Source organism: Alkalibacterium putridalgicola (assembly GCF_040959045.1).
In the GTDB taxonomy this organism is placed as follows: domain Bacteria; phylum Bacillota; class Bacilli; order Lactobacillales; family Carnobacteriaceae_A; genus Alkalibacterium; species Alkalibacterium putridalgicola.
Window position 1 is genome coordinate 224,907 of the sequence record NZ_CP162615.1, and the last position, 21,913, is coordinate 246,819.

Annotated in this window: 24 protein-coding genes and 2 pseudogenes; 21 read left to right on the plus strand and 5 right to left on the minus strand. The window is 39.7% G+C overall.

Going from position 1 to position 21,913, the window contains the following annotated elements:
* Position 1: 1 nt before the first annotated feature.
* The 14 genes and pseudogenes from AB4027_RS01215 (at position 2) to AB4027_RS01280 (ending at position 12,046) form a co-directional block, all read left to right on the plus strand.
* Positions 2 to 757 carry a nucleoside/nucleotide kinase family protein gene (locus tag AB4027_RS01215; protein ID WP_368645636.1) on the plus strand — a complete coding sequence of 252 codons (756 nt, stop codon included), beginning with the start codon at positions 2 to 4 and terminating at the stop codon, positions 755 to 757.
* A 204-nt stretch (positions 758 to 961) separates the two neighbouring features.
* Complete coding sequence (locus AB4027_RS01220; protein ID WP_368645637.1) at positions 962 to 1,582, plus strand: class I SAM-dependent methyltransferase; 621 nt, start codon at positions 962 to 964, stop codon at positions 1,580 to 1,582.
* 332 nt (positions 1,583 to 1,914) lie between these two features.
* Positions 1,915 to 3,189, plus strand: coding sequence for a peptidoglycan DD-metalloendopeptidase family protein (locus tag AB4027_RS01225; protein WP_368645638.1), 1,275 nt, complete (start codon positions 1,915 to 1,917; stop codon positions 3,187 to 3,189).
* Between the two features lie 333 nt (positions 3,190 to 3,522).
* Entirely contained in the window at positions 3,523 to 3,864 is a 342-nt protein-coding gene (locus AB4027_RS01230) for a hypothetical protein (protein WP_091488915.1), read from the plus strand.
* A 300-nt stretch (positions 3,865 to 4,164) separates the two neighbouring features.
* On the plus strand, positions 4,165 to 5,541 hold the full coding sequence (locus AB4027_RS01235; protein WP_368645639.1) for a peptidoglycan DD-metalloendopeptidase family protein: 1,377 nt from the start codon (positions 4,165 to 4,167) through the stop codon (positions 5,539 to 5,541).
* A 183-nt stretch (positions 5,542 to 5,724) separates the two neighbouring features.
* Complete coding sequence (locus AB4027_RS01240) at positions 5,725 to 6,273, plus strand: hypothetical protein (RefSeq protein WP_368645640.1); 549 nt, start codon at positions 5,725 to 5,727, stop codon at positions 6,271 to 6,273.
* Between the two features lie 89 nt (positions 6,274 to 6,362).
* Positions 6,363 to 7,208 (plus strand): prolipoprotein diacylglyceryl transferase, encoded by an 846-nt coding sequence (lgt, locus tag AB4027_RS01245; RefSeq protein WP_368645641.1) that lies wholly within the window; start codon positions 6,363 to 6,365, stop codon positions 7,206 to 7,208.
* A 16-nt stretch (positions 7,209 to 7,224) separates the two neighbouring features.
* Positions 7,225 to 7,434, plus strand: coding sequence for an adhesion protein (locus tag AB4027_RS01250; protein ID WP_368645642.1), 210 nt, complete (start codon positions 7,225 to 7,227; stop codon positions 7,432 to 7,434).
* 11 nt (positions 7,435 to 7,445) lie between these two features.
* Positions 7,446 to 8,057, plus strand: a pseudogene (locus tag AB4027_RS01255) (TIGR01906 family membrane protein); the annotation flags it as partial.
* Between the two features lie 166 nt (positions 8,058 to 8,223).
* On the plus strand, positions 8,224 to 8,355 hold the full coding sequence (locus tag AB4027_RS01260) for a glyceraldehyde 3-phosphate dehydrogenase NAD-binding domain-containing protein (RefSeq protein WP_245750960.1): 132 nt from the start codon (positions 8,224 to 8,226) through the stop codon (positions 8,353 to 8,355).
* Positions 8,356 to 8,752: 397 nt separating this feature from the next.
* A pseudogene (locus AB4027_RS01265) lies at positions 8,753 to 9,108 on the plus strand (hypothetical protein).
* Between the two features lie 276 nt (positions 9,109 to 9,384).
* Positions 9,385 to 9,921: an adenylate kinase family protein gene (locus AB4027_RS01270; RefSeq protein WP_368645643.1), complete on the plus strand. Its 537-nt coding sequence runs from the start codon at positions 9,385 to 9,387 to the stop codon at positions 9,919 to 9,921.
* Positions 9,922 to 9,990: 69 nt separating this feature from the next.
* Complete coding sequence (locus AB4027_RS01275; RefSeq protein ID WP_072695689.1) at positions 9,991 to 10,689, plus strand: response regulator transcription factor; 699 nt, start codon at positions 9,991 to 9,993, stop codon at positions 10,687 to 10,689.
* Entirely contained in the window at positions 10,670 to 12,046 is a 1,377-nt protein-coding gene (locus tag AB4027_RS01280) for an ATP-binding protein (RefSeq protein ID WP_368645644.1), read from the plus strand. The genes AB4027_RS01275 and AB4027_RS01280 overlap by 20 nt, the downstream gene beginning before the upstream one ends.
* Positions 12,047 to 12,968: 922 nt before the next feature.
* Here AB4027_RS01280 and AB4027_RS01285 read toward each other — a convergent pair.
* From AB4027_RS01285 to AB4027_RS01305, 5 genes are all read right to left on the minus strand, one after another.
* The gene (locus tag AB4027_RS01285) at positions 12,969 to 14,519 is read right to left on the minus strand and encodes an IS66 family transposase (protein WP_368645645.1); all 1,551 of its coding nucleotides are present in this window, start codon (positions 14,517 to 14,519) and stop codon (positions 12,969 to 12,971) included.
* A 98-nt stretch (positions 14,520 to 14,617) separates the two neighbouring features.
* The gene (gene tnpB / locus AB4027_RS01290) at positions 14,618 to 14,977 is read right to left on the minus strand and encodes an IS66 family insertion sequence element accessory protein TnpB (RefSeq protein ID WP_091528626.1); all 360 of its coding nucleotides are present in this window, start codon (positions 14,975 to 14,977) and stop codon (positions 14,618 to 14,620) included.
* The gene (locus AB4027_RS01295) at positions 14,964 to 15,164 is read right to left on the minus strand and encodes a hypothetical protein (protein WP_368645646.1); all 201 of its coding nucleotides are present in this window, start codon (positions 15,162 to 15,164) and stop codon (positions 14,964 to 14,966) included. The genes tnpB and AB4027_RS01295 overlap by 14 nt, the downstream gene beginning before the upstream one ends.
* Positions 15,165 to 15,261: 97 nt before the next feature.
* Entirely contained in the window at positions 15,262 to 15,753 is a 492-nt protein-coding gene (locus AB4027_RS01300) for a DUF305 domain-containing protein (RefSeq protein ID WP_368645647.1), read from the minus strand.
* A 1-nt stretch (position 15,754) separates the two neighbouring features.
* Positions 15,755 to 16,279 (minus strand): O-acetyl-ADP-ribose deacetylase, encoded by a 525-nt coding sequence (locus AB4027_RS01305; protein ID WP_368645648.1) that lies wholly within the window; start codon positions 16,277 to 16,279, stop codon positions 15,755 to 15,757.
* 796 nt (positions 16,280 to 17,075) lie between these two features.
* On the opposite strand from AB4027_RS01305, the gene AB4027_RS01310 reads away from it, so the two are divergent.
* The 7 genes from AB4027_RS01310 (at position 17,076) to AB4027_RS01340 (ending at position 21,862) form a co-directional block, all read left to right on the plus strand.
* Positions 17,076 to 17,903: an IS30 family transposase gene (locus tag AB4027_RS01310; RefSeq protein ID WP_368645649.1), complete on the plus strand. Its 828-nt coding sequence runs from the start codon at positions 17,076 to 17,078 to the stop codon at positions 17,901 to 17,903.
* A gap of 531 nt (positions 17,904 to 18,434) precedes the next feature.
* Entirely contained in the window at positions 18,435 to 18,617 is a 183-nt protein-coding gene (locus tag AB4027_RS01315) for an SHOCT domain-containing protein (protein ID WP_010620812.1), read from the plus strand.
* An 11-nt stretch (positions 18,618 to 18,628) separates the two neighbouring features.
* Positions 18,629 to 18,892, plus strand: coding sequence for an SHOCT domain-containing protein (locus tag AB4027_RS01320; RefSeq protein WP_368645650.1), 264 nt, complete (start codon positions 18,629 to 18,631; stop codon positions 18,890 to 18,892).
* A gap of 41 nt (positions 18,893 to 18,933) precedes the next feature.
* Positions 18,934 to 19,308 (plus strand): DUF302 domain-containing protein, encoded by a 375-nt coding sequence (locus AB4027_RS01325; RefSeq protein ID WP_368645651.1) that lies wholly within the window; start codon positions 18,934 to 18,936, stop codon positions 19,306 to 19,308.
* 241 nt (positions 19,309 to 19,549) lie between these two features.
* Complete coding sequence (locus AB4027_RS01330) at positions 19,550 to 20,887, plus strand: multicopper oxidase family protein (RefSeq protein WP_368645652.1); 1,338 nt, start codon at positions 19,550 to 19,552, stop codon at positions 20,885 to 20,887.
* 29 nt (positions 20,888 to 20,916) lie between these two features.
* The gene (locus AB4027_RS01335) at positions 20,917 to 21,144 is read left to right on the plus strand and encodes an SHOCT domain-containing protein (RefSeq protein ID WP_068710713.1); all 228 of its coding nucleotides are present in this window, start codon (positions 20,917 to 20,919) and stop codon (positions 21,142 to 21,144) included.
* A 91-nt stretch (positions 21,145 to 21,235) separates the two neighbouring features.
* Positions 21,236 to 21,862 carry a class I SAM-dependent methyltransferase gene (locus AB4027_RS01340; RefSeq protein ID WP_068710712.1) on the plus strand — a complete coding sequence of 209 codons (627 nt, stop codon included), beginning with the start codon at positions 21,236 to 21,238 and terminating at the stop codon, positions 21,860 to 21,862.
* The last annotated feature ends 51 nt before the right edge of the window (positions 21,863 to 21,913 follow it).

The following is a 21,913-nucleotide window of genomic DNA, read 5'->3' on the forward strand; positions in this document are numbered from 1 at the left end:
GATGATCCATAGACAATACAACGTCACGGGCCACATGATCGATGCTTCATTCTCAGAAAAAGAAGTGACTGATATCTTCATCCCACTGCTGGAGAAGCTGGTCAAACTAAAACTGGATAAAAAGGACCGCGTGATCGTTTATCTGGCTGCACCGCCGGGAGCGGGAAAAACGACCTTATCCTTGTTTCTCGAAGACCTTTACAAAGAACAGGATCATCTATTCAGTTTTCAGTCGGTTGCCATGGACGGCTTTCATCATTATAATGCTTATCTGGAAAGCCATACTGTTACGAGAAAAGGCCATGAGGAGCGTTTAAAGGATTTTAAGGGCATACCCGAATCGTTTGACTTAAATACCTTAAAAGAGAAAATAGAGGCGCTCAGACAGCAGGAATCCATTGAGTGGCCGACGTATGACCGGACACGTCATGATGTCGCCGAAGAAACGGTCGAAGTGGATGCGGATATCGTTCTGATCGAAGGGAATTATCTGCTGCTGGATAAAGAAGGATGGCGTAAATTGAAAGAGTATGCTGATTATACGATTTTTATCGATACGACACTGGACAGACTTGAAAAACGTCTGATCGACAGAAAACAGCTGGGGGGTACGAGCCTGGAAAAAGCCGTCGACCATTATAATAAAACAGATAAAGTCAATGCCGAGCTTGTACTGGCTCAGTCCATGGATGCGGATCTTAAACTCTATCTGACTTCTGAAGGCTTCTCCAGATCAGCTGAAAAAGGATCAGAATAAAGCGGCGACCGTTGGTTACGTAAACTGGAAATCTAAAAGACGTATTCAACGGCTAATGATCACTCATTTCGTTGTGTATGTCTTTTCGGTTTGATAAGAGAAACTGGGAAGAGGTTTCGGCTTATGGCATATGCTTTGTAACTGGACGTTTTTTGTATTTAAATAAGAGTAAGAGAAACACCGAATCAGAAGGAGGGCCCTTTTATGGGAGAGAACCTGAATGATAAAATTAAAAAGCGTTATGACCGGGTATCACGTGTCTATGACTCGATGGACAAGATGATGAAAGACAGCTGGCGAAAGGATATGCTGCAGGAAGTTGAAGGAAAGGTTCTGGAAGCAGGGATCGGAACAGGTGCCAATCTGCCGTATTATCCTGCAGGCATTGAACTGACCGGCATCGATTTCAGCCCGAAAATGCTTGAACATGCCAGAAAGAAGCTGGATACACTGACTTTGCCATATACAGTGACACTCAAAGAAATGGATATTCAGCAGCTGGACTTTCCGGATGATGGCTTTGATTATGTCGTCACCACCTGCGTTTTCTGCTCGGTCCCGGACCCTGTGAAAGGCTTGAAAGAGTTGGGCAGAGTCTGCAAACCGGATGGGAAGATTTTGATGCTGGAACATATGCGCAGTGAAAATGAAGCGGTCGGCAAGGCGATGGATCTCTTTAACCCGCTGGCGGTCAATGCGTGGGGAGCAAACATCAACAGGAAAACACTGGAAAATATCAATAAAGCTGGTCTAAAGATCGAACAGAAAGAGAATCTTTTCTCAACCATTGTAAGAAAGATCGTGGTGAAACCAGCAGAGAAGTGAAAGCTGAAAATTCACAAGGAAAGAGTATCCAGTTTCTTCTGGATACTGATGAATCAGCCTTTTTATGAAAACGTACCCCTTATTTTATCGGAGAAGATGTAAGAAAAGGGTTTTAAAGTGATTTTTATATACTAACTGTCATGATGATACAGTCATGTAACATATATTGTTTGTTTTGTTACAGAAACTAAATAAAGTTTTACCCATTTTTATGCTATACTCATTCGAGTGGAGAAAATAAAGGTATGAATAACAGTGTTTCATATCGACACAGACAGAAAAATTAGCATAAAATTAACTTATATGACTTTTATAGAATGGGGAGCTTTCTTTTGAACAAAAAATTTGTTGTATCATTAATGACATCGTTAGTGCTGGCAGGACCTTTGTTACGTTTAACAGTAGTGGATGCATCACAAAACTCAGAAGATGCCATGAGTCAGGAAGAGAAATCTTTTGAAAAGGAAAAAGCAGAACTGGAAGTAATTATTTCAGACACTCAGGCAACCATCGATGACCTTGTTATAGATATCAGCAGTCAGGAAGCAGACCTTGAAAAGGGCAGAACAGAAATCGAACAGGCTCAAGAAGAAATCACTCAGTTGAAAGAGCAAATCAAACAGCGCAGTGAAGAGTTAGTAAATAAATCACGTTCTGACAAGAAAAAAAACGTGAACCTGTTAAATCCGGTGGGACAAATGGGTGATGTGAACAGTTTGGCTCCCTCTGCTCAGAATACTTTACTGGCACAAATAAACGATCAGAAGGCACTGGATAGAGCTGAAGAGCAAGTGAAACGCCAGAAAGAAGACCTTGAGAGCGCCGAAGCAGAACTGGAAGTCAGCCGAGACGACATCGTCAGCCAGCGTACGGATCTGGAAGACCGGATCGTTAAGGTCGCTGAAAAGTATGACATGGCGGATGATGAAAAAGAATCATTCGTCAACGAACAGGCCATCATAGCTGAACGAACCAGCAGTCTTAATGAAGAGCTGAAAAACGAACAGCAGCGTATTCTCGAAGAAGAACGAGAAAAAGAAGAAGCCGAGCGTTTAGCTCAAGAAAAACGCAAAAAAGAAAAAGAAGCAGAAGAAAAAGCGAAAGCGAAAGCTGAGGAAGAGAAGGAAGCAGCAGAAGAGAAAGCTGCAAAAGAGAAAGCGAAAGTAGAAGTAAAGGCGGAGGTCTCAACGTCGTCATCTGAAGGAGCGAAAGAGTCAAAAAGCAGTGGATGGTCACGTCCGGCAAGCGGCAATATGACGTCACCTTTTGGCTATCGTACCCATCCGGTAACGGGTAAACAAGGGTCTTTCCACGCCGGGATCGATATTGCAGGCGGCGGTTCTGTTGTCGCCTCCCGTGCTGGAACAGTAAAAGCAGCTTCTTACTCTGACACCTATGGTTACCGAGTCATCGTTGACCATGGCGATGGCTACTCGACCTTATATGCTCACATGAAAAAAGGATTAAGTGTGTCGGCTGGTCAGAGTGTCTCACAAGGGCAGCAGCTGGGAATCATGGGAACGACCGGACGTTCGACAGGCGTTCACCTGCACTTTGAAATCCGCAAAGGCGGAGAAGCTGTCAACCCGATGAACTATTTAAACTAAAGGGACAACAGGCTGGTCAGTAAACCAATTGAACAGGACTGAAAGAGGAAGAAAACGACCACGTTTTCTTCCTCTTTTTTAATCGCTTTAGAAAATGGAAGTATCTGATTGCCGAATAACTGAAAAGGTGGTTGAGTCCATATTTATTCCTTAGCTTCAAGTCTTATTGTATAGCGGAAAAATAGTGGCTTTTGATTAGGGGTTCCTGTTCAAGAACCATAACAGTCTCTTCTTCAGCATCTGTTTAAAAGTTGTCAGAAATCCATAAAATATCCATAACTAATGGTTATTATTAAACTAGCAAGAAGAGATAACTATAAGGAGATGGATCAAATGAATATGATTAGTGGAATTCTAGCAGGGGCTTTAGCTTTTTCAGGTGGACTGGGTTTCTCAGATATTGTTAAAGAAGATATGACAAACCAAGACATAGTCAGTGTAGAGAACAATGTCAGTTATAACCATATGTCAGATGTGATGGATGCGGAAGATTTTAAAGATATGGAAAGATTAATGGAAGACGAGATTATCAACTTCGGACAAATGAAGCCGCATTTGAATGAAGTGCATCCTGAGTTAACTAATCAGCAGCTTAGGGAGCATTACAAGGATATGCATGGAACAGGCGGATCTTCTCAAAGTAATAATTTCAAAGGTATGGACAGCATGCATTAAAGGTTAAATTATAAAAGAAGCCACAAGCAATACTTAGTGGCTTCTTTATATTTGGTTATAGCAGATAACTAATCACGTGCTACTTTTGCATGTACACCACACATGTCTTGGATTATGATGATAATAAAGTTATTTTGAAATATAAGTTAAATATGTCATACAAATAAAACATAACTTTGGCAGTGTTTATGCTATACTATTTTTTGACAAAGAAAAAAGTAGAAATCACTTAGCCGTAAAGAAAATATAAAAATGTACTATCAACCTAAACAGATATCAAAGGACAAGGAGCTACATATCGTGAAAAAAAAATACATTTTAACATTTATAGCATCAGTAATTCTCGCAGGACCTTTAATGCAGCCGATAGAGGTTGAAGCCTCTCAAAAATTAGAAGAACTGGAAATTCAGCAGCAGGAACTGGAAAGTGAATCACAAAAAATAGGTACTGAGGTCCAGAGCCGTGAAGAAAAAATGGCATCACTTGAAAAAGAAAAAGCTCAACTGGAAAAAGAAGTGACCGCCCTTCAAGCAGATATCGATACTCTAGTTCTGGAAATCAATGAACAGGAAAATGAAATCCAGCGCATCAAAGAAGAAATCGAACGTCTGCAGAAAGAAATCGTTCAACTGCAACAGCAGATCGATAACCGTAATGAACAACTGGAATCACAAGCACGTTCTGTACAGACAAACGCCAGCGCTTCAGACATCGTTGACTTGTTGATGTCAGCGGAAAGCTTATCTGATTTAGTTGGACGCATCAACGTCGTCAATAAACTGGTTACTGCAAATCAGGATATTATGGGAGAACAGATCGCTGACCAGAATGCTTTAGAAGAAAACGAAAAACAAGTTAAAGCTGAACAGGAAGAGATGGAAAAAGTTAAAGCTCAACTGGAAGTCAGCCGAAATAATTTAGTCAACCAGCGTGTTGAGTTAGATGATAAAATCGTTCAGATCGCAGAAAAATATGAGATGAATGCTGAAGAAAGAGAATCATTCATCAATGAACAGGCGATCCTTGCAGAACGTACCAGCACATTAAATGAAGAAATGAAAGCTGAGAAACAGCGCATCATTGAAGAAGAACGTGCTAGACAAGAAGCGATCCGTATCGCTCAGGAAAAAGCACAGAGAGAAGCAGAAGCAAAGGCTAAAGCAGAAGCGGCAGCAAGAGCTAAGGCAGAGGCAAAAACAGCTGCCGCCGCCAAAGCCAACGATAAACCACAAGCTGCAACGTCTTCAAATAATGCAAGTTCGACTGAGGCTTCATCGAATGTCGCTCCAACAAGTAATGGATGGACAAGACCCGCTAGAGGGAGAATATCGTCACCCTATGGCTGGCGAACTCATCCGATTTTTGGCGATCGCACATTCCATACAGGTGTTGATATCGCAGGAAGTGGCCCGATCATAGCTGCCCGTGCCGGTACTGTAACTACAGCCGGGTATAATGGCGCTCTAGGCTATTACGTCAAGGTAGACCACGGTGATGGCTATACATCAGTGTATTCGCATATGCAGCCTAATCTAAGTGTTGCGCGTGGTCAACGAGTGTCACAAGGTCAACAGCTCGGCATAATGGGGACGACTGGAGATTCAACGGGCGTGCACCTGGACTTCAAAGTCTATAAAAATGGAGAAACCGTTGATCCGATGAACTATATCAATTAGTAATTTCAAAATTTAGTACGTGTCAGTGTAAAATTATGACGTCAGTGGATGAACAGTCGCTGACGTCTTTTTTTGAACAATTAACCAGTGAATAAACAAAAAAATAATATAAACTGCAATCTCCATTTTTTCTCCATAATTCTTTTTTATACTAAAGGTATAGAATAAGAAGAGGTGGAGAAAATGAAAAAAGGAAAAAAATATATCGCAAGTTTACTGGTTATTGGAGGAGTATCTAGTGTTAGTCTATATAACAGTGAACTGAGCAATGTTGCAGCCCACGGGAATCAGGAACAGTCGCCAGATCCATATTGGGACGATCGTGATGAGACAATATGGGATTATATGGAAGGCATGCATGGAAATTCTTTCCGAAACAGAGAGAACAGCATTCCAGATGAGAATGGCAGTGAAAACAACACTAATAAAAGTTACGATACAGAAACCGATAGCTGGAATAACTGGCACAATAGAATGTGGGGATTTAGCGATGAAAATCTAGATAGTAGCGAGGAGAATCGGTCGGAGAATCCCGAGTCATTTTTTGGTGATATGAGAAATTACATGAGAGGTTTTAGTGACTTTTCCTTTAATGGTATGTTCGATTGGATGGAAGAGATGCATAATTCATTTAACTTCAATAGAGGAATCATGGACTGGGATGAGCGGGAGTTAAATAACAATGAAGACAGAGAATTTATGAAGAGATTTAATTTCCTTAATTCCAATTAGTATAGAAAAAGTTAAGTGCGAATACAACAAGGATCGATGACTCATCCTGTTGTATTTGTTTCTTTTAAATAGAATAGGAGAAGGTTTATATGATAGAATTGTTCAGTATCGGATATTTTAGTATTTCTTTATTGGGCGTGACCAGTGCCCTGGGTATGATTATTGGATTATTGCTTATTCAAAAAGAAGGTGAACGTAAACGGCTGGATAAAGACAAGCTGATGGATTTAGGCCTGTATACCGTTGTATTTGGGATATTAGGTGCGAGATTGGGATACATAGTATTTTTTGATCCAGTTTATTACATGGAAAATCCGATGGCTGTGTTCAGGATCACTCAAGGTGGCTTATCTATTCAAGGAGCCATTCTGGTTGCCGGATCGTTTGCATTCTGGTTTATGAAAAAGAAGAAAATGGCTGTCTGGAAAACAGCAGATGCAATCGTTCCAGGGGTTATATTAGGTCAGGCGATAGGCCGTGTCGGCTGTGACGTTTTCGGTGTGCCGATGAGCAGAAACTGGCCATGGGGAGTCATGGTAGGTGGCGAACTGCTGCACCCGGCCCAGCTCTATGAAGTAGCGTTAAACTTTATATTGTTTCTGATCATATGGAGAAGAAGACAAACAGCCAAATTTGATGGCGAATTATTCTTCATATATGTCATCGGTTTTGCTTTCAACAGGTTTATTGTAGAGTTCTTCAGATCAAATCCGCTGGTCATCGGGTCATTGAGTATTGCTCATGTTCTGAGTATACTGATCATTGTTTTAGGCTTGCTGTCATTAATGTTCATGCGAAACAAGCATAATGATCAAATTGAATATACCAGCGAAGCGGGTACATTGAAAAATGCAATGGTCTATGGAATTATAGCGTTAGGCTTTATTGTATCAGTAGTATTCTATTACGGAATCCACTTTATATACAGTCGATAACAAAGGAGAAGAATGCATGGAAATAATACTATTTATCATTGTTATGATTATTGGTCACTTGCTTATGATGTATTTGATGCCTGGTATGCACGGGGGCCATTCTCACAAAAAAGTTAGTGATGCTGATAATAACTTATTAGAAAAAGAAATACTAGAAGAAAAAAATAGAAAGTTAAAAGAAGAATTACATGAGCTGAAATCTAGAGTTGGACATAAGGAAAGGTGAGGAAAATCATGTTGAGGCAAAGAGTTATAAAATCATTAGGATATACCGTGATTTCGCTGTTCATTATGTCCGTATCAATAGCTTTTACAATTAATTTTACTCCTTTATATATGTTTGATATTGATTATTTGAACATCACAGATTATGTAAACATATCTAAGGAACAAATTATATTAAATTATCGAATACTATTGGATTACTTGAATATACCTTGGATAACAGATTTGGCAATGCCTGATTTTCCAAGTTCCGAAAGGGGACTGTTTCATTTCTATGAAGTGAAAAGATTATTCATGTTTAATTACCTTATTCTTGCTGCTGCGGGATCAGGGACGTATTTTTTTATGAGGTATATAAAAAGCAGAAATTTATACAAAAGTTTGCTTATATATTTTAAAAATGGGATTTTTCTATCTTTAACAGTTATAGTGGGTATTCTGATTAGCTTTGATAGCTTATTTCTATTATTTCATCAGTCATTTTTCAACAATGATGCGTGGTTATTCAATCCTACTACAGATCCCATAATTCTGGTTTTACCGGCTGAGTTCTTTATGCATAGTTTTTTGTTAGCTTTTGGATTGGTTGAAATCTTACTGATAACTGGCTACGTTTTGACAAAGAGAAAAACAAGAGACATAAGTCTATTGTCGAAAAAGAAAGAGGTAGGAAAACAGGTAGGCTTGGAGAAGGAGATTTCTACTAAAATAAATTGAGTAGGAGATAATTGTAAATAACATAATGTTCAAGATAAGATTATAATAACAATAAAATAATGGAGGAATTAAAATGTCTACAAAAATCGCAGTCAATGGATTTGGACGCGTTGGGAGAACAGTACTGAGAAGATTGTTAGATACAGATTCAGATTTGGAAGTTGTGGCTGTTAATGATTTAAGTGATATTGAAAACTTAGATTAACTGATGGAATTTGACACAACATACGGACGTTTAAAGCATGATGTCCAGGTTCGGGAGAATACTTTGGTTATAAAATGGGCATGAAATCAACTACTATCAGGAATCAGAAGAAGGGAATTTACTGTAGGAAGTTTTAGGGGTCGACATAGTAATAGAAGCGACGGGAGTGAATGCAACGGCTGAAAATTCGCAGGAACACATCAAAGCTGGTGCGAAAAAAGTTATACTTACGACTCCGGCTGATAAGGAAACGAAAATCATTGTCTTAGGAGTCATTGAGGATGTCATTACACAAGACGACAAACTCCTTTCTTTCGGTTCGTGTTCATCAAATGATTTGGCGACTGTTACAAAAGTTCTGAATGATAAACTTGGAATCGAAACTGTTTATATGACGATGGTTAAGGCATACACGCCTTCGCAGTCATTACACGATAGCCCCGGCTCTAAGGATATGCGCCGGGGTAGAGTAGGAGCCATAAATGCTATTCCTACTTCTACCGGGCGCCCAAGGCGGTCGGGAAGGTCATTCCTTCTATAGAAAACAGTATCGATGGATCAGCAACTCGAGTGCCATTTCCTGATGCTGCAATAGTGGAGTTTTATACTACTCTTAAAAAGAAAGTGATGATTGAAGAAGTGAATAAAGCAATGAACGAAGCCGCCAATTCTTCATTCGAATATTCTGAAAACCGATTGTATCTTCGGACGTTATTGGTACTTCTGCAGGATGAATATTTGACGCCACGTTAACGGATATTATAAAAAATAAAGATACTCAACTTATTAAAACAGTTTCATGGTATGACAGTGAATATGGCTTTGTTTCCAATCTTGTTCGTTTGATAGAATATGTAGCTGAATTATAGAGAAGCAGACGAAAAAAGAGTTGATGAAAAATATCGGCTCTTTTTAAATCTATTATCATAAAATCCAAAGAGATTTCGGTATTACGGTAAAAAATTAAACTACTGGTGGTTCTATTGCAGGAATATTCAATGTATAATAAGTTTACAAAAGGAGTTCGATATGATTATTATTTTAGTTGGCGCCCCGGGATCGGGTAAAGGGACAGTGGCAGAACGCATTCAAAACAAGTATGAATTTCCCATTGTATCCTCGGGGGAAATATTGCGTAACGAAATGAAACAGGAGACGGCAATTGGAAAACAAGTCTTAAGTTATGTATCTTCAGGGAAATTAGTGCCGGATAGAATAATCACCGCACTTATTAAACAAAAAATAAGCAAACATCAGCATAAATGCTCGGTTGTCTTAGATGGTTATCCTCGCAATTTAAACCAGTCATTAGCTTTGGAGGATATGACCCAGACAAAACAGAGAGTATTCTATCTGGATGTTCCAAAGGATATCTTAAAAGAGCGGCTTATAAATCGTGGAAGAACAGACGACACCGAAAAGGTAATCGAACAGCGTTTTGAAGTTTTCTTAAACGAGACCCGACCGATTTTAGATTACTACAAAAGAAGAGACACATTAGTTAGAATAAGTGGAACATCGTCAGATGAAATCTTTCGAAAAATCGATGCACTTTTATCGAAGTAGAGCAGTGCAGTATAATGTATTGCGGATACATTTCTTTCTGATGAATAGTGGATAAAGGAGACCAGGTGAATGAACATATTAGTTGTTGATGACGAGCAGTCGATTCTGGAAATCGTCCAGGCTTATTTAAATGCTGACGGCCATGATGTTTATATAGCATCTACTGGTGAAAAAGCATTTGAAACATTTTATAATCACAGCATTGACTTTATCATCTTAGATATTATGCTGCCGGATTATACTGGCTGGGAGATTTGCGAGAAAATTAGAGAATCGTCGGATGTACCTATTATCTTGCTGACCGCTAAATCGAATGAATCAGACGTTATCAAGGGACTGAAACTTGGGGCAGATGATTACGTCACGAAGCCTTTTAGTCCTAAAGAACTGCTTGCCAGAATCGTAACAGTAATGAGAAGGATGAAAACAGTCAATAATGAGGATAAACTGACTTTTAATAAAGGTGATCTGGTCATCTTCCCTAATACAATGGAAGTAGTTGCGCATGGAGACAATGTGTTATTAACTCACACAGAATTTGAACTTCTGGAGATCATGGCAAGAGAACCGCGTCACGTCTTTTCTCGTGATCAATTGCTTGAAAAGGTAAAAGGACTGGAAGCCACGGCAATGGACAGAGTGATCGACTCCCATATAAAAAATTTGAGAGCAAAAATCGAGAGAGACCCTAAAATACCGATGTATATTGAAACTGTACACGGCAGCGGTTACCGTTTTGGAGTGAATTATGAAGAGAACCTTATTTAGTCATTTATTCATTTATATTCTAAGTGGAAGTATACTCATGATTTCTTTATTCAGTTTTTTGACCTTTCAACTTACTGAAAACAGATTTGAGGATTACTTGAGTGACCGTTTTATAAATGAAAGAGAAACAGTCATCGAAACCATCGAAACAGCATATGACGGTGAAAGTCAGTGGGACCGGGAAATACTTTCTGGCGCTATTCAGAATGCCATGAATTCGCATATGTTTGTGCGGATCGTGGATGCAGACGGTAATGAAATAATCAGTCAGTCCTCACCGATGGGACAGCATATGCGGGGCATGCAAATGATTGAAGTGCTGCCTGGGGAAGACTGGTTTGAAGAAGAAGTAGACTTGTTTTCAGGTGAGAATAATATCGGGACAGCATTTATCACTTACCCGGGTTTTCAGGACTATACTTCTGAAGAAGAAGAGTTCATTGAAGATCTGATCCTTTTGATTGCATTGATGGGTCTGCTAACTGTTGTTATTGCCGGGGTTATGGCCTACCTCATATCCAGACGTTTGAGCAGGCCAATTGCAGCGACCAGCGAACGGACACAGCAAATCGCTCAAGGACGGGATATTGGAGAAGCTGAAACCAAAGATGAAAAAATCAGCGAGCTCTTCCAGCTGCAGCAGAGCGTCAATGTTCTAGCCGCTCGGTTAGCCGAGCAGAAAAGAATTCGGAATCAGATGGTTTCGGATCTGGCTCATGAGGTGAGGACGCCTTTGACTACGCTGCAGGGGAATGTTGAGGCCATGCTGGACGGTGTCTGGGAGGTCACGCCTGAACGGCTAAATAGCCTGAATCGTCAGGTCATACGTCTCGCTCATTTAGTCCAGCTGATTGATCAGCTGGACGATACAGAAAACACAAATAAGCAATTGAATCTCGAAACGTTTGATATCAAAGAACTGCTATCTAATATCTCCATCTCATTTGAACCGCAGGTTAATGAAAAGCAGGTGACTCTAAATCTAAAAGCACAGTCGGAAATGATTGAAGCGGATAGAAATAAGCTGGAACAGGTGATAACAAATCTATTAGCCAATGCAGTTAAATTCACACCCGAAGATGGGGAAATCAGTTTAATATCCAAACGCATCAAGAATGAAATTATAATAATGATTCAGGATAACGGGAAGGGGATACCAGAAGATAAGTTAGACTACATTTTTGAGCGCTTTTATCAAGTAGAACCTTCACGGAACAGTAAACTGCAGGGTCAAGGAATCGGTCTGGCAGTTGTAAAAAGCATTATAGATGCACATCAAGGGGATATTAGAGTTGAGAGTGATGAAGGAAGAGGAACTACCTTTACGGTCGTCCTTCCCGAAAGTCAGAAAATATAAAAAGATTGAACTGATATAGAAAAAGGAAGTAGTTTAAAAAACAAACAGTTCTAGGACAAAGTATACTGTTTATACTGATGGGATGTACAGGTAATACGAATCTAACGGGTTCAAAAGTTAAGATAGATATATTAGAAAAAGACGGTAATGAAGTTATTCTGGATGTGGAACAGGACAAGGCATGCCGGAAACGGTTGTAGTAATAGAAGAAGTTTATACTATTACGGTTGACGCCGTCGACTGTACATCAAATACTGATGTTGGAAGAGTAACTAATCTTTTGCTGGTCATAGAAGTCGAACTAAAAACACCTAAGGATCGAGATCTAACGATCATCGTACAATAGTTGTTGGAATAAAAAGAACTCAATGAGTACTGATTTCCGGCGTATTAATTTATGTATCTATCTAACTTGTAAAGTAACTATTTAAAGTTGCCAGGATAATAAATTTCTATCTTACCTCTTAAGTATGCAATACCGCATTTTATTGCAAACAGTTCGATAATCAACTAGTAGTTGAGAAGGAGCTATTGTGAAGGTATCTGTTTACTCAAGGCACGTAATGTTCGAGTGTGCTGATAAAACCACTGTAGGGATCTTCAACTAATTTTTTCATCGTAGCTATCTTTGAATAATCCATAGATTTATACTACCTTCTTTATCATCGATTTTTCAAACGATATCCAGGACGCTACCCTCAACGACAAGGATAATTGAACCTGACAGTTCATACTTTCTGTAATATTTAAAACGATCCGGAGGGCGACGTGATGTAAACGTTGCCCTCCGGATCGGTTTTCATTTTTTTTAAAGATGAGAAGTCTTTATTACAAAGTAAGCGATGAATAGCTGAGTACCTACAAATAAAAATCGGACACCTCTATAATGAGAAATGTCCGAAGAGTATAATATACTGAATGTCTAGCGACATTCCATCTGCACCTTTGGATTCCATGGCAAATAAGCCTCCAAGGGTGTATTTTGTCGATTTGGAAGATAAGTTAAGAGGTAGTCCAGATATTTTCGTGGATGTAATCCGTTGGATTTGGCCGTCTCGACGAGACTCAAAATAGTCGCAACGGCATGAGCACCCTCAAAAGATTTTGAAAACAGCCAGTTCTTTCTGCTCATAGCGAGTGACTTGATGCCACGTTCGGCTAGATTGTTGGATAGCACGAGAAGGCCGTCCTTCAGAACGTTCATCATCCGCTCTTTCTGATTCAGCGCATAGTTGATCGCTGTGCCAAGTTTGCCATGCGCAGTCAGGGATTCACACCAGTCAAAAAAGGCCTCAAGCTTCGGCTTCACTAGTTCTAAGCGCTGATCACACCGTTCGCTAACAGATAAATCCTTGAGGGACTTATCCAAAGCAAATAACTCGTTACACAGCGTGACTCCCTTATGAGCGACACTCTTACTGGAATAGTTCTTTGGACGGGCGTCATAGAACTTCCGTCTGATATGCGCCAGACAGGCAATCATCGTCATCCCTGGAAGATTGTTGTACCCGGAGAACCCATCACTATGTAGATAGCCAGTGTACTCCTCTAAGAAATCTCTAGGGACAGAGCCACTGCGTGATGGACCAAGCTTGTAGATATGTATGGCACGTTCGCTGTATTTGCCGGTACTGAATAACCACATATAGGACTTTTGTCGGTCTTTGTCATTCAGTACTTTGAATGTCGTTTCGTCAGCGTGTAGAACCTTCTGGTTCAACAGTTCTTGTCGCATTACAGCCACCAGCGCTTCGAAATAATACTGGGACGTTTTAATGTGCCAGTTCGCAATGGTATGCCGAGGGATCGGATAGCCAAGCAGATTCCAATAAGCCTCTTGGCGATAGCCCGGGACTTTTTGCTCGAATTTTTGATACATGGTTTCCGCTATCGATGACGCAGAAGCGACTGTATTATTTAAAGGAAGTCTGGGGATTTCAGATTTCGCAAACGGTGTGCGCGTTCCGCTTTTCTCACAGTTCGCGCAGGCATATGTTTTCTGGAAATGTCTGTGGTTTTCAACTCTCGCTGGGATAAATTTAACTTCCTGACGAATAAGTTGCGTGCTGATTTCTTTCATTGCTTCCTTGCATGTTGGACACGTACAAGATTCAAGTTCATGAATGTGGTCAACAGTAGGAAGAGATGACAACTGCTGGTCTTTTAATCCTTTACGTTTCTTGCGGCGACGTTCTGTTGTAATAATGACTTCATCTTCGTCGCTTTGGTCACCAGTCTGCTCTGGTTCGCTAAAAAGGCGATCGTTGAAGAGGTTGCCCTGGTTAGGATCATCCTTCAATGTTTCCTTCTTTGAGCCGTACAATTTCTGAGTTAAAAATTCGATTTGTTCTTTCTGTAAGGAAAGCTCATCATCTTTCTGAGCGAGTAGGGTCTTCAGTTGTTTGTTTTCTTCTAACAGCTGGTCCAACTTTTCTATAATCACTTCAAACTGTTTTTCACTCTTGATAGACATGTCTGCTACTCCTCACATAAATAATACTTAAATTTTACACTAATCAGGAAAAGAAAACGAGAGAGTCATTGATTTTTTATCAATTTCTCTCTCATTTCTTAAGCTATACTCCCTTTAACCGCAGGTTTTATAGAAACTTTTTGATTAACAGATAATCCTTCAAGCAACCAACGCAGCTGTTGCGCACTTAACTTTTGAATCTCGTTCTGGTTACGCGGCCAATTCAATTTCCCATTCTCTAAACGCTTGTATAAGAGAAGGAAGCCGTCGCCTTCCCAATAAAGTGCTTTGAACCGATCCTTCTTTCCACCACAGAAGAGAAAAAGGGCCTCTTGATACACATCCATATCATATTCTTCTGTAATCGTCGCAGCTAATCCGTCAATTTGACGGCGCATATCCGTCTTTCCACAAACAATAAAAATATTCTCTACTTGAGTAAAGTCAACGAGTTTCATTGAATGGCATCTCCGCGAGGAGAACTCTCAATGTCGAGGGTTTGATCCCCTCGTAAATAAGTAGTTCTGTCTGACTATTTTTTAAATGTGCCACCAACTTCTGTGAAAGGACCTTCGAAATGTGTTGGCGATCAGTTTGATCGTCATGCAGGGTTACCGGTATGATAGACTGTTCATTCTTTTCCAAAATAAAACCTCCTGTGTACTTAAGATATCTCAAGTTTAACAGGAGGCCGCGAGGACTCACAGGTACCTAGCTATTCATCGCTTACAATACAAATATCTCAATTTCCTGTTAATTCATCTAAAGGTTGCAGTTCTTCCTCGTCTCCGTCTTCCAGCTCTTCGATATACTGATTCATTATCTTGATTTCTTCTTCCTGTGCTTTGATGATCTCGTCGGCTAGTTTTCTAACTTCCGGATCGGTGATTTCTGCCCGTTCACTTGTAAGGATGGCGATGGAGTGGTGCGGGATCATCGCTTTCATCCATGAAACCTGGTCCACGAGTGCCTGACTTCTTACGAGATATAAACTGGCGCCAAAAACGATCGCAACACCGGCCAGGATCATTGCATTCACCTTTTTATTGTCGTACATGTGCCACATGAAAAGCAGCATGATGATCGCCATGACCGAGCCCATGATCAGCGTCATATAAAGACGTGTCTCGCTATACTTGAAATGTTCGATCTCAAAGACGTTCAAGTACATGATAAAGTACATGATGACTGTGGATGTCAGGATCATTGCGCCGAATCTTAGATATTTTTTCATTTTACTGATTTCCTCCCTGGGTATTTTCTTGAAGTGTCTCTTTTAGTACGGCTTCTGTCTGCTCATCAAAAGCGACGAAAATGACTCTTTCAATCGACGGCTCGTCACTTGTTTCTTCGATGACGGTCTGCACCGCGATCTCACTGGCCTCTTTTAGCGGATAGCCGTAGATCCCGGTACTGATAGCCGGAAAAGCGATGGAACTTATGCCTTTTTCCTTAGCGATTTCGATGCTGTTCCGGTAGCAATTTTCCAATTCTTCTGCTTCGCCGTGTTTACCATCCCGATAAACCGGGCCCACCGCATGGATGACGTAATCAGCTGGCAGATCGAAGCCTTCGGTCAGTTTGGCTTCACCGGTCTCTGCACCACCCAGCTTTCTGCATGCCTCTTTCAACTCCGGTCCGGCCGCGCGGTGGATGGCTCCGTCAACACCTCCACCACCCAATAATGATTTATTGGCGGCGTTGACGATCGCGTCGACTTCCAACTCTGTAATGTCGCCTCTATGCACGTTCCACTTCATAGACGTCCTCCTTTAGATAAATATGATAACTCGGTCTGCTCCATGATCGTCAGCTGGTCTCCCATTCAAATTTTGGGTCCGGTTAATGCCCGCTGAAAACGATCACGCCTGTTTCTTTGTGACCCTCTTATCAATATGGTATACCTCAGGTTAATTTTAGGCAAATAAAATGCTTAGTCCACATAGCTACGTGTAGAAAGCCGGGAATCGGCATTCACACTATACTATAGGACTAAGCTATATTAACTGTTATTCGTTTTCTGTGATGTTGTCTGTGGTGTCGATTTTCTTGCCAAAGATATAAATGACAGCAACGACGGCTATCAAGGCTGCAGAAGCCCGAAAAGTCCGGCCAAAGCAGAGGGTGAGCTCAGTTGATTGGATTCTTTTTTCATTGTAACTCTCCGTTCTATTTATTTTATTAAAAATACAAAAGTCAAATTTCATTTCCACTTTTAATGATGTATACAGTTTATCGCAAAGGCAAGACGCGCATTCGGGTTTGCATAGAAGTTCGAAAAAAACCACGATATCTCAGCCACTTTTACAGTTCGATATGGCTGTATGTTAAGGTATCACTTTCCCACATGGTCAAGTTTTTTAAAATAGGAATAGAGTGCAAACAACGTGTATATCTAAACTCTAGTTACAGTAGAGTTATTAAGGACCAATGTCCTAAAAAAAAGCTGGATTTTATAATGAAGTTAGTCACCTGAGCTAACATACAAAAAACGCCATGTGAATTTCATGTTATATTGAAGTTACCACTAACTCTCAATAGACAGGATGAATTCACATGACGCACTCTAACGATAACACATTAGCACGTAAAGGAAAACACTTATCATACGCAGAGAGGGTTCAAATAGCTGTGTTGAAGCAGGAAGACTACTCCAATCGTCGCATTGCTGATATCATCGGGCGAGTCCCTCAGACCATCAATAACGAGATTCATCGTGGGGAAATCAACCAGCTCAAACGTCAAAAGCAAAATGGTAAGATTTATGATTACTACCACAAAGTCTATGATGCCGATGCTGCTCAAGCCAACTATGATAAACAGCGATTGAACTGTGGCCGGCGGCCAAAATGGGCCGATACAGATGCGTTCATTGAATGGGCTGATGAGAAAATGCTGGATGATAAATGGTCCCCTGATACGGTGGTCGGTTTTGCTAAAAGACATGAATTGTTCGATGCTTCAATTATCCCTTGTACAACCACGCTTTATGGTTGGATAGATAGAGGGATTATGCGAACGAAAAGCATTGATTTGCTGGAAAAGTTATCTCGGAAACCAAAGGTTTCTGCTCAAAAGAAACGGCCAAACAAACGCGTTCTCGGCCCATCGATTGATCGTCGACCAAAAGAAATTGATACCCGTGAATCGTTTGGCCACTGGGAAATTGATACAGTAGTAGGTAATAAAGAAGAGACCGATGCTGTACTGCTCACTTTGGCTGAACGACAGACCCGATTTGAAATCATCTTAAAAGTAAATGGAAAAGATCAGGAATCGGTTAATCAGGCGATTCGTGACCTTCAAAAACGATCAGGTCATACATTCTCTACACTATTTAAAACGATAACTTCTGATAATGGTTCAGAGTTTGCGGGACTTTAAGAGGCCTTAAAGGATACTTTAGACATCTATTTTAGTCATCCCTATGCATCGTTTGAACGGGGAACAAGTGAGAACCAGCATAAATTCATTCGTCGTTTTATTCCCAAAGGGAAGCCGATTGGTCGAGTCTCAGAAGCACGATGCTTGCGTATACAACAATGGATGAATGATTATCCTAGAAAAATATTGGATTACAGAACGCCACATGAAAGCTTCGTCAATGCACTACGATTAGAGCGTCAGGCTGCTTAACCCGTGAGGGCTTGACAACGAGCCTCCTTCGGCATGACTTGAAAGCTGTGAAGCTGGCCTAGGCCAGCTTGTCAAAAAAACTATCATGCCTCAGCTCATTATCAAGCCCTCACTATATGAGTTGATAGTCGTAAAAAATCACATGAAATATATTTTTAACAAGTGGCTAACTTAAACTTGAAATTTACAAAAAATATATAATATATTCGTGAATCCATAAAATCTCCATAAATTGTCAGTAAAGTTAAGGAAGCGGAAATAGAAAAAGGAGGAGACTGCTTGGGACTCATATTATTTGTTATAGTTGGTTATTTCATTTATAAATACTTGGAAGATAAACAGAATGGAACAAGTATTTTTAGAGAGCAGAATAGTGCGTTGGATATTTTAAATGAACGATATGCCAAAGGTGAAATAGATGAGGAAACATATAGAATAAAAAAAGAAACATTAAATGAATAAGGAGTGATTCAATGCACGGCTATTGGTATAACGGTTTTGATAACATGATGAATTTTGGTTATGAGAATAGTTGGTGGTTTATGATATATGGTGGATTGAAATTGTTAGTTATTATTGGGGCAGTCATCTTTATCGCAAAAATGCTGATGAATCGTTCGAATAATGACCATGCATCAAACTCAAATCGTGCCATTAATATATTAAAAGAGAGATACGCTAGAGGAGAAATATCAGAGGAAGAGTATAGAGATAAACTAAACAAGTTGAGAGAGTAATCAAAAATATAACGAGGAGAAGAAACCAATGCATATCGTATATGAAAAAAAAGACAAACAAGAAACTTGGCGAGGCTATTGATTCGTTAACTGAACAATTAAAAGAAAATGGGTTTGGTGTATTGTGGCAACTTAACTTTAAAGACAAACTTAAGGAAAAAGGATTAGACTTTGAAGAGGATTTTGTTGTAATGGAAGTATGTAATCCTAAAAAAGCAAAAGAAGTTATGGGAAAAAATATCCATATCGGCTGTGTTCTACCGTGTAAAATGGTTGTTAGAGAAAAAAATAATCAGACATATATTGGTATGACACGTCCGGAAGCCTTAATCGATTTATTCGATGATTTCAATTTGAATGAAATTGCCAAAGAAGTTGAGGGGACACTTAGACAATCAATAGAATCGACTGTTTAAAAAAAGTAATTACAGCTGTCTTAAATTGTATTTAGGATGGCTTTTTAGTTGAGTACTAGATGAATAAATATAGTCTGAGAACGATAAGGATGATCAAATGAATAAAAACAGAAAATGGTATACAATTATAATCATTTCTATGCTCTTGCTTATAGTTTATATTGGTTACTTTTTCATAAATTCAGGAAGGGGGCTTGAAAGGGTGGATAATCCCAACAGATAAGCAGTTGATTCGGGAATAATGAATAATACAAAAGATGAAAAAAATAAGTTGCCTATTCCGCCCCTACTAGAGGATAAAAACCCTGAAGAAGGAAAAGCAGAATTTGATTTGAATGTACAATATGGAAAAAAGGAATTCATTGAAGGACAGGAAACTGAAACGTTAGGTTACAATGGTGATTATTTAGGCCCTATTATAAGAGTGGATAAAGGTGACGACGTAAAAATCAATGTAGCGAATACACTGGATGAGCCGACAACGGTTCACTGGCATGGATTAGAAGTCCCTGGAGAGATGGATGGTGGCCCCCATCAAGTCGTAGACCCGAAGTCAAGCTGGCAGCCTTACTTTACAATTGATCAACCGGCTGCAACGCTTTGGTATCATCCACATCTGCTGCATAAAACAGGTGAACAAGTGTACAAAGGATTAGCTGGCCTTTTCTATATAGAAGATGAAAAATCTAAAGAATTGAACATACCTAAAGAACATGGCGTCAATGATATTCCTCTTGTCGTACAGGATAAACGGTTTACACAGGATGGACAGATTCCCTATGAGTTAGGTATGAGAGATGTGATGGATGGATTTAAGGGAGACACTGTACTGGTCAATGGAGCAATCGCACCTGAACTGGATGTGAAAAGTGAAGTTGTTCGACTCAGACTTTTAAATGGTTCGAATGCACGTGCTTACGACTTTAATTTCAGCGATAATCTTGCGTTTTATCAGATTGCTTCTGACGGAGGCTTTTTAGAAAACAGTATAGAAATGCATGAGGTATCCCTGGCGCCAGCTGAAAGAGCCGAGATACTCGTAGATTTTTCAGATTACAACACAGGTGATAAAGTCGTTTTGAGAGATGGCAGCTATGAAGTGATGACGATAACTATTACAGAAGAATCTGACAGCTCCAGCAGTATACCTGAAGAACTGGTCGACATCGTTCAATATGACAGAGATGACGTCGTGACGACCCGTGACTTTGTCATGAGTGGTATGGGACCCATGGTGGCTATAAACGGTAAGCAAATGGATATGGATAGAATAGATGAATACCTGAATTTAAATGAACTGGAAGAGTGGGTCGTTACTAATGAGTCTGCTGGAATGGGAATGATGAGCGGCGAGACGCCACATCCTCTTCACGTCCATGGCGTACAGTTTCAAGTGATTGAAAGAAATGGAGGAGAACCGCCTTTAAATGAACAAGGATGGAAAGATACGGTGATGGTAGAAAGTGGAGAAGAAGTAAGGCTTTTAGTTAAGTTCAAGCAGAAAGGTTTGTTCATGTATCATTGTCACATATTGGAACATGAAGACGCGGGTATGATGGGTCAATTTTTAGTTGAATAAATAGATAAGAGAGTAATGGAGATTGCAAAATGTACGATGGAGTTTGTTCTGGAATAATAGGCAGTGGATTTTTATGGCCGATACCAGTGGTGCTTGTGTTTTTGATTGGTTTGTCCATGATCATGATAGCCAAAAATAATAGACAGAAAAAACGACCGATAGAGAGTTCTTCGCTGGAAATTTTAAATGAAAGATATGCCAGGGGAGAAATCGATGATCAAGAATATAGTCGGCGTAAAAAGAATTTGGACCTGTAAACTAGATAAAATAGTTACTTCTAAATATTTTAAATGATATTAAAGTTAGCTGTAAAATATGTCCATGCAACCGCTTTAAGGAGGTGAAAGATTGGCTGGTGATAACAACAAAATAAAAAATAGATACAATCGCGTATCAAAAATATATGACCTCATGGAAAAACCGATGGAATCTATGCTGATGGATGATTGGAGAAAAGAATTATTCGAAAAAATAGAAGGGAAAAAAATATTGGAAGTCGGTGTGGGCACAGGTAAAAATTTAGAGTTTTATTCGACAGATAAAGAAGTCACCGGAATAGACTTCAGCGAAAAGATGTTAGAAAAGGCTAAAAATAAGAGTAAAGATAAGGATCATGTCACGTTAATGGAAATGGATGCAGAAAACATGACTTTCGAAGATAATACATTCGATACAGTGGTCACCTCCTGCGTGTTTTGCTCTGTTCCTGATCCTGTTAAAGGATTAAAAGAAATACGAAGAGTCTGCAAGAATGGCGGCAAGGTTATTATGTTGGAACATATGCGAAGCAACAAGCCAGTTGTTGGAAAAATTATGGATCGTATCAATTTTATCCCCCTGCATATTTGGGGCGCAAATATCAATAGACAAACCTTGAAAAATTTACAAGAAGCAGGCTTCAATAAAGAGGATACTACCTATAAGAATGTATGGAGCGACGTTGTAAAAATTATAGAAATAAGGAATAAAAAATAATGATATTTTTAATATCGTTTGTTGAAGAACCGCAGACCATTTGTGATCAAG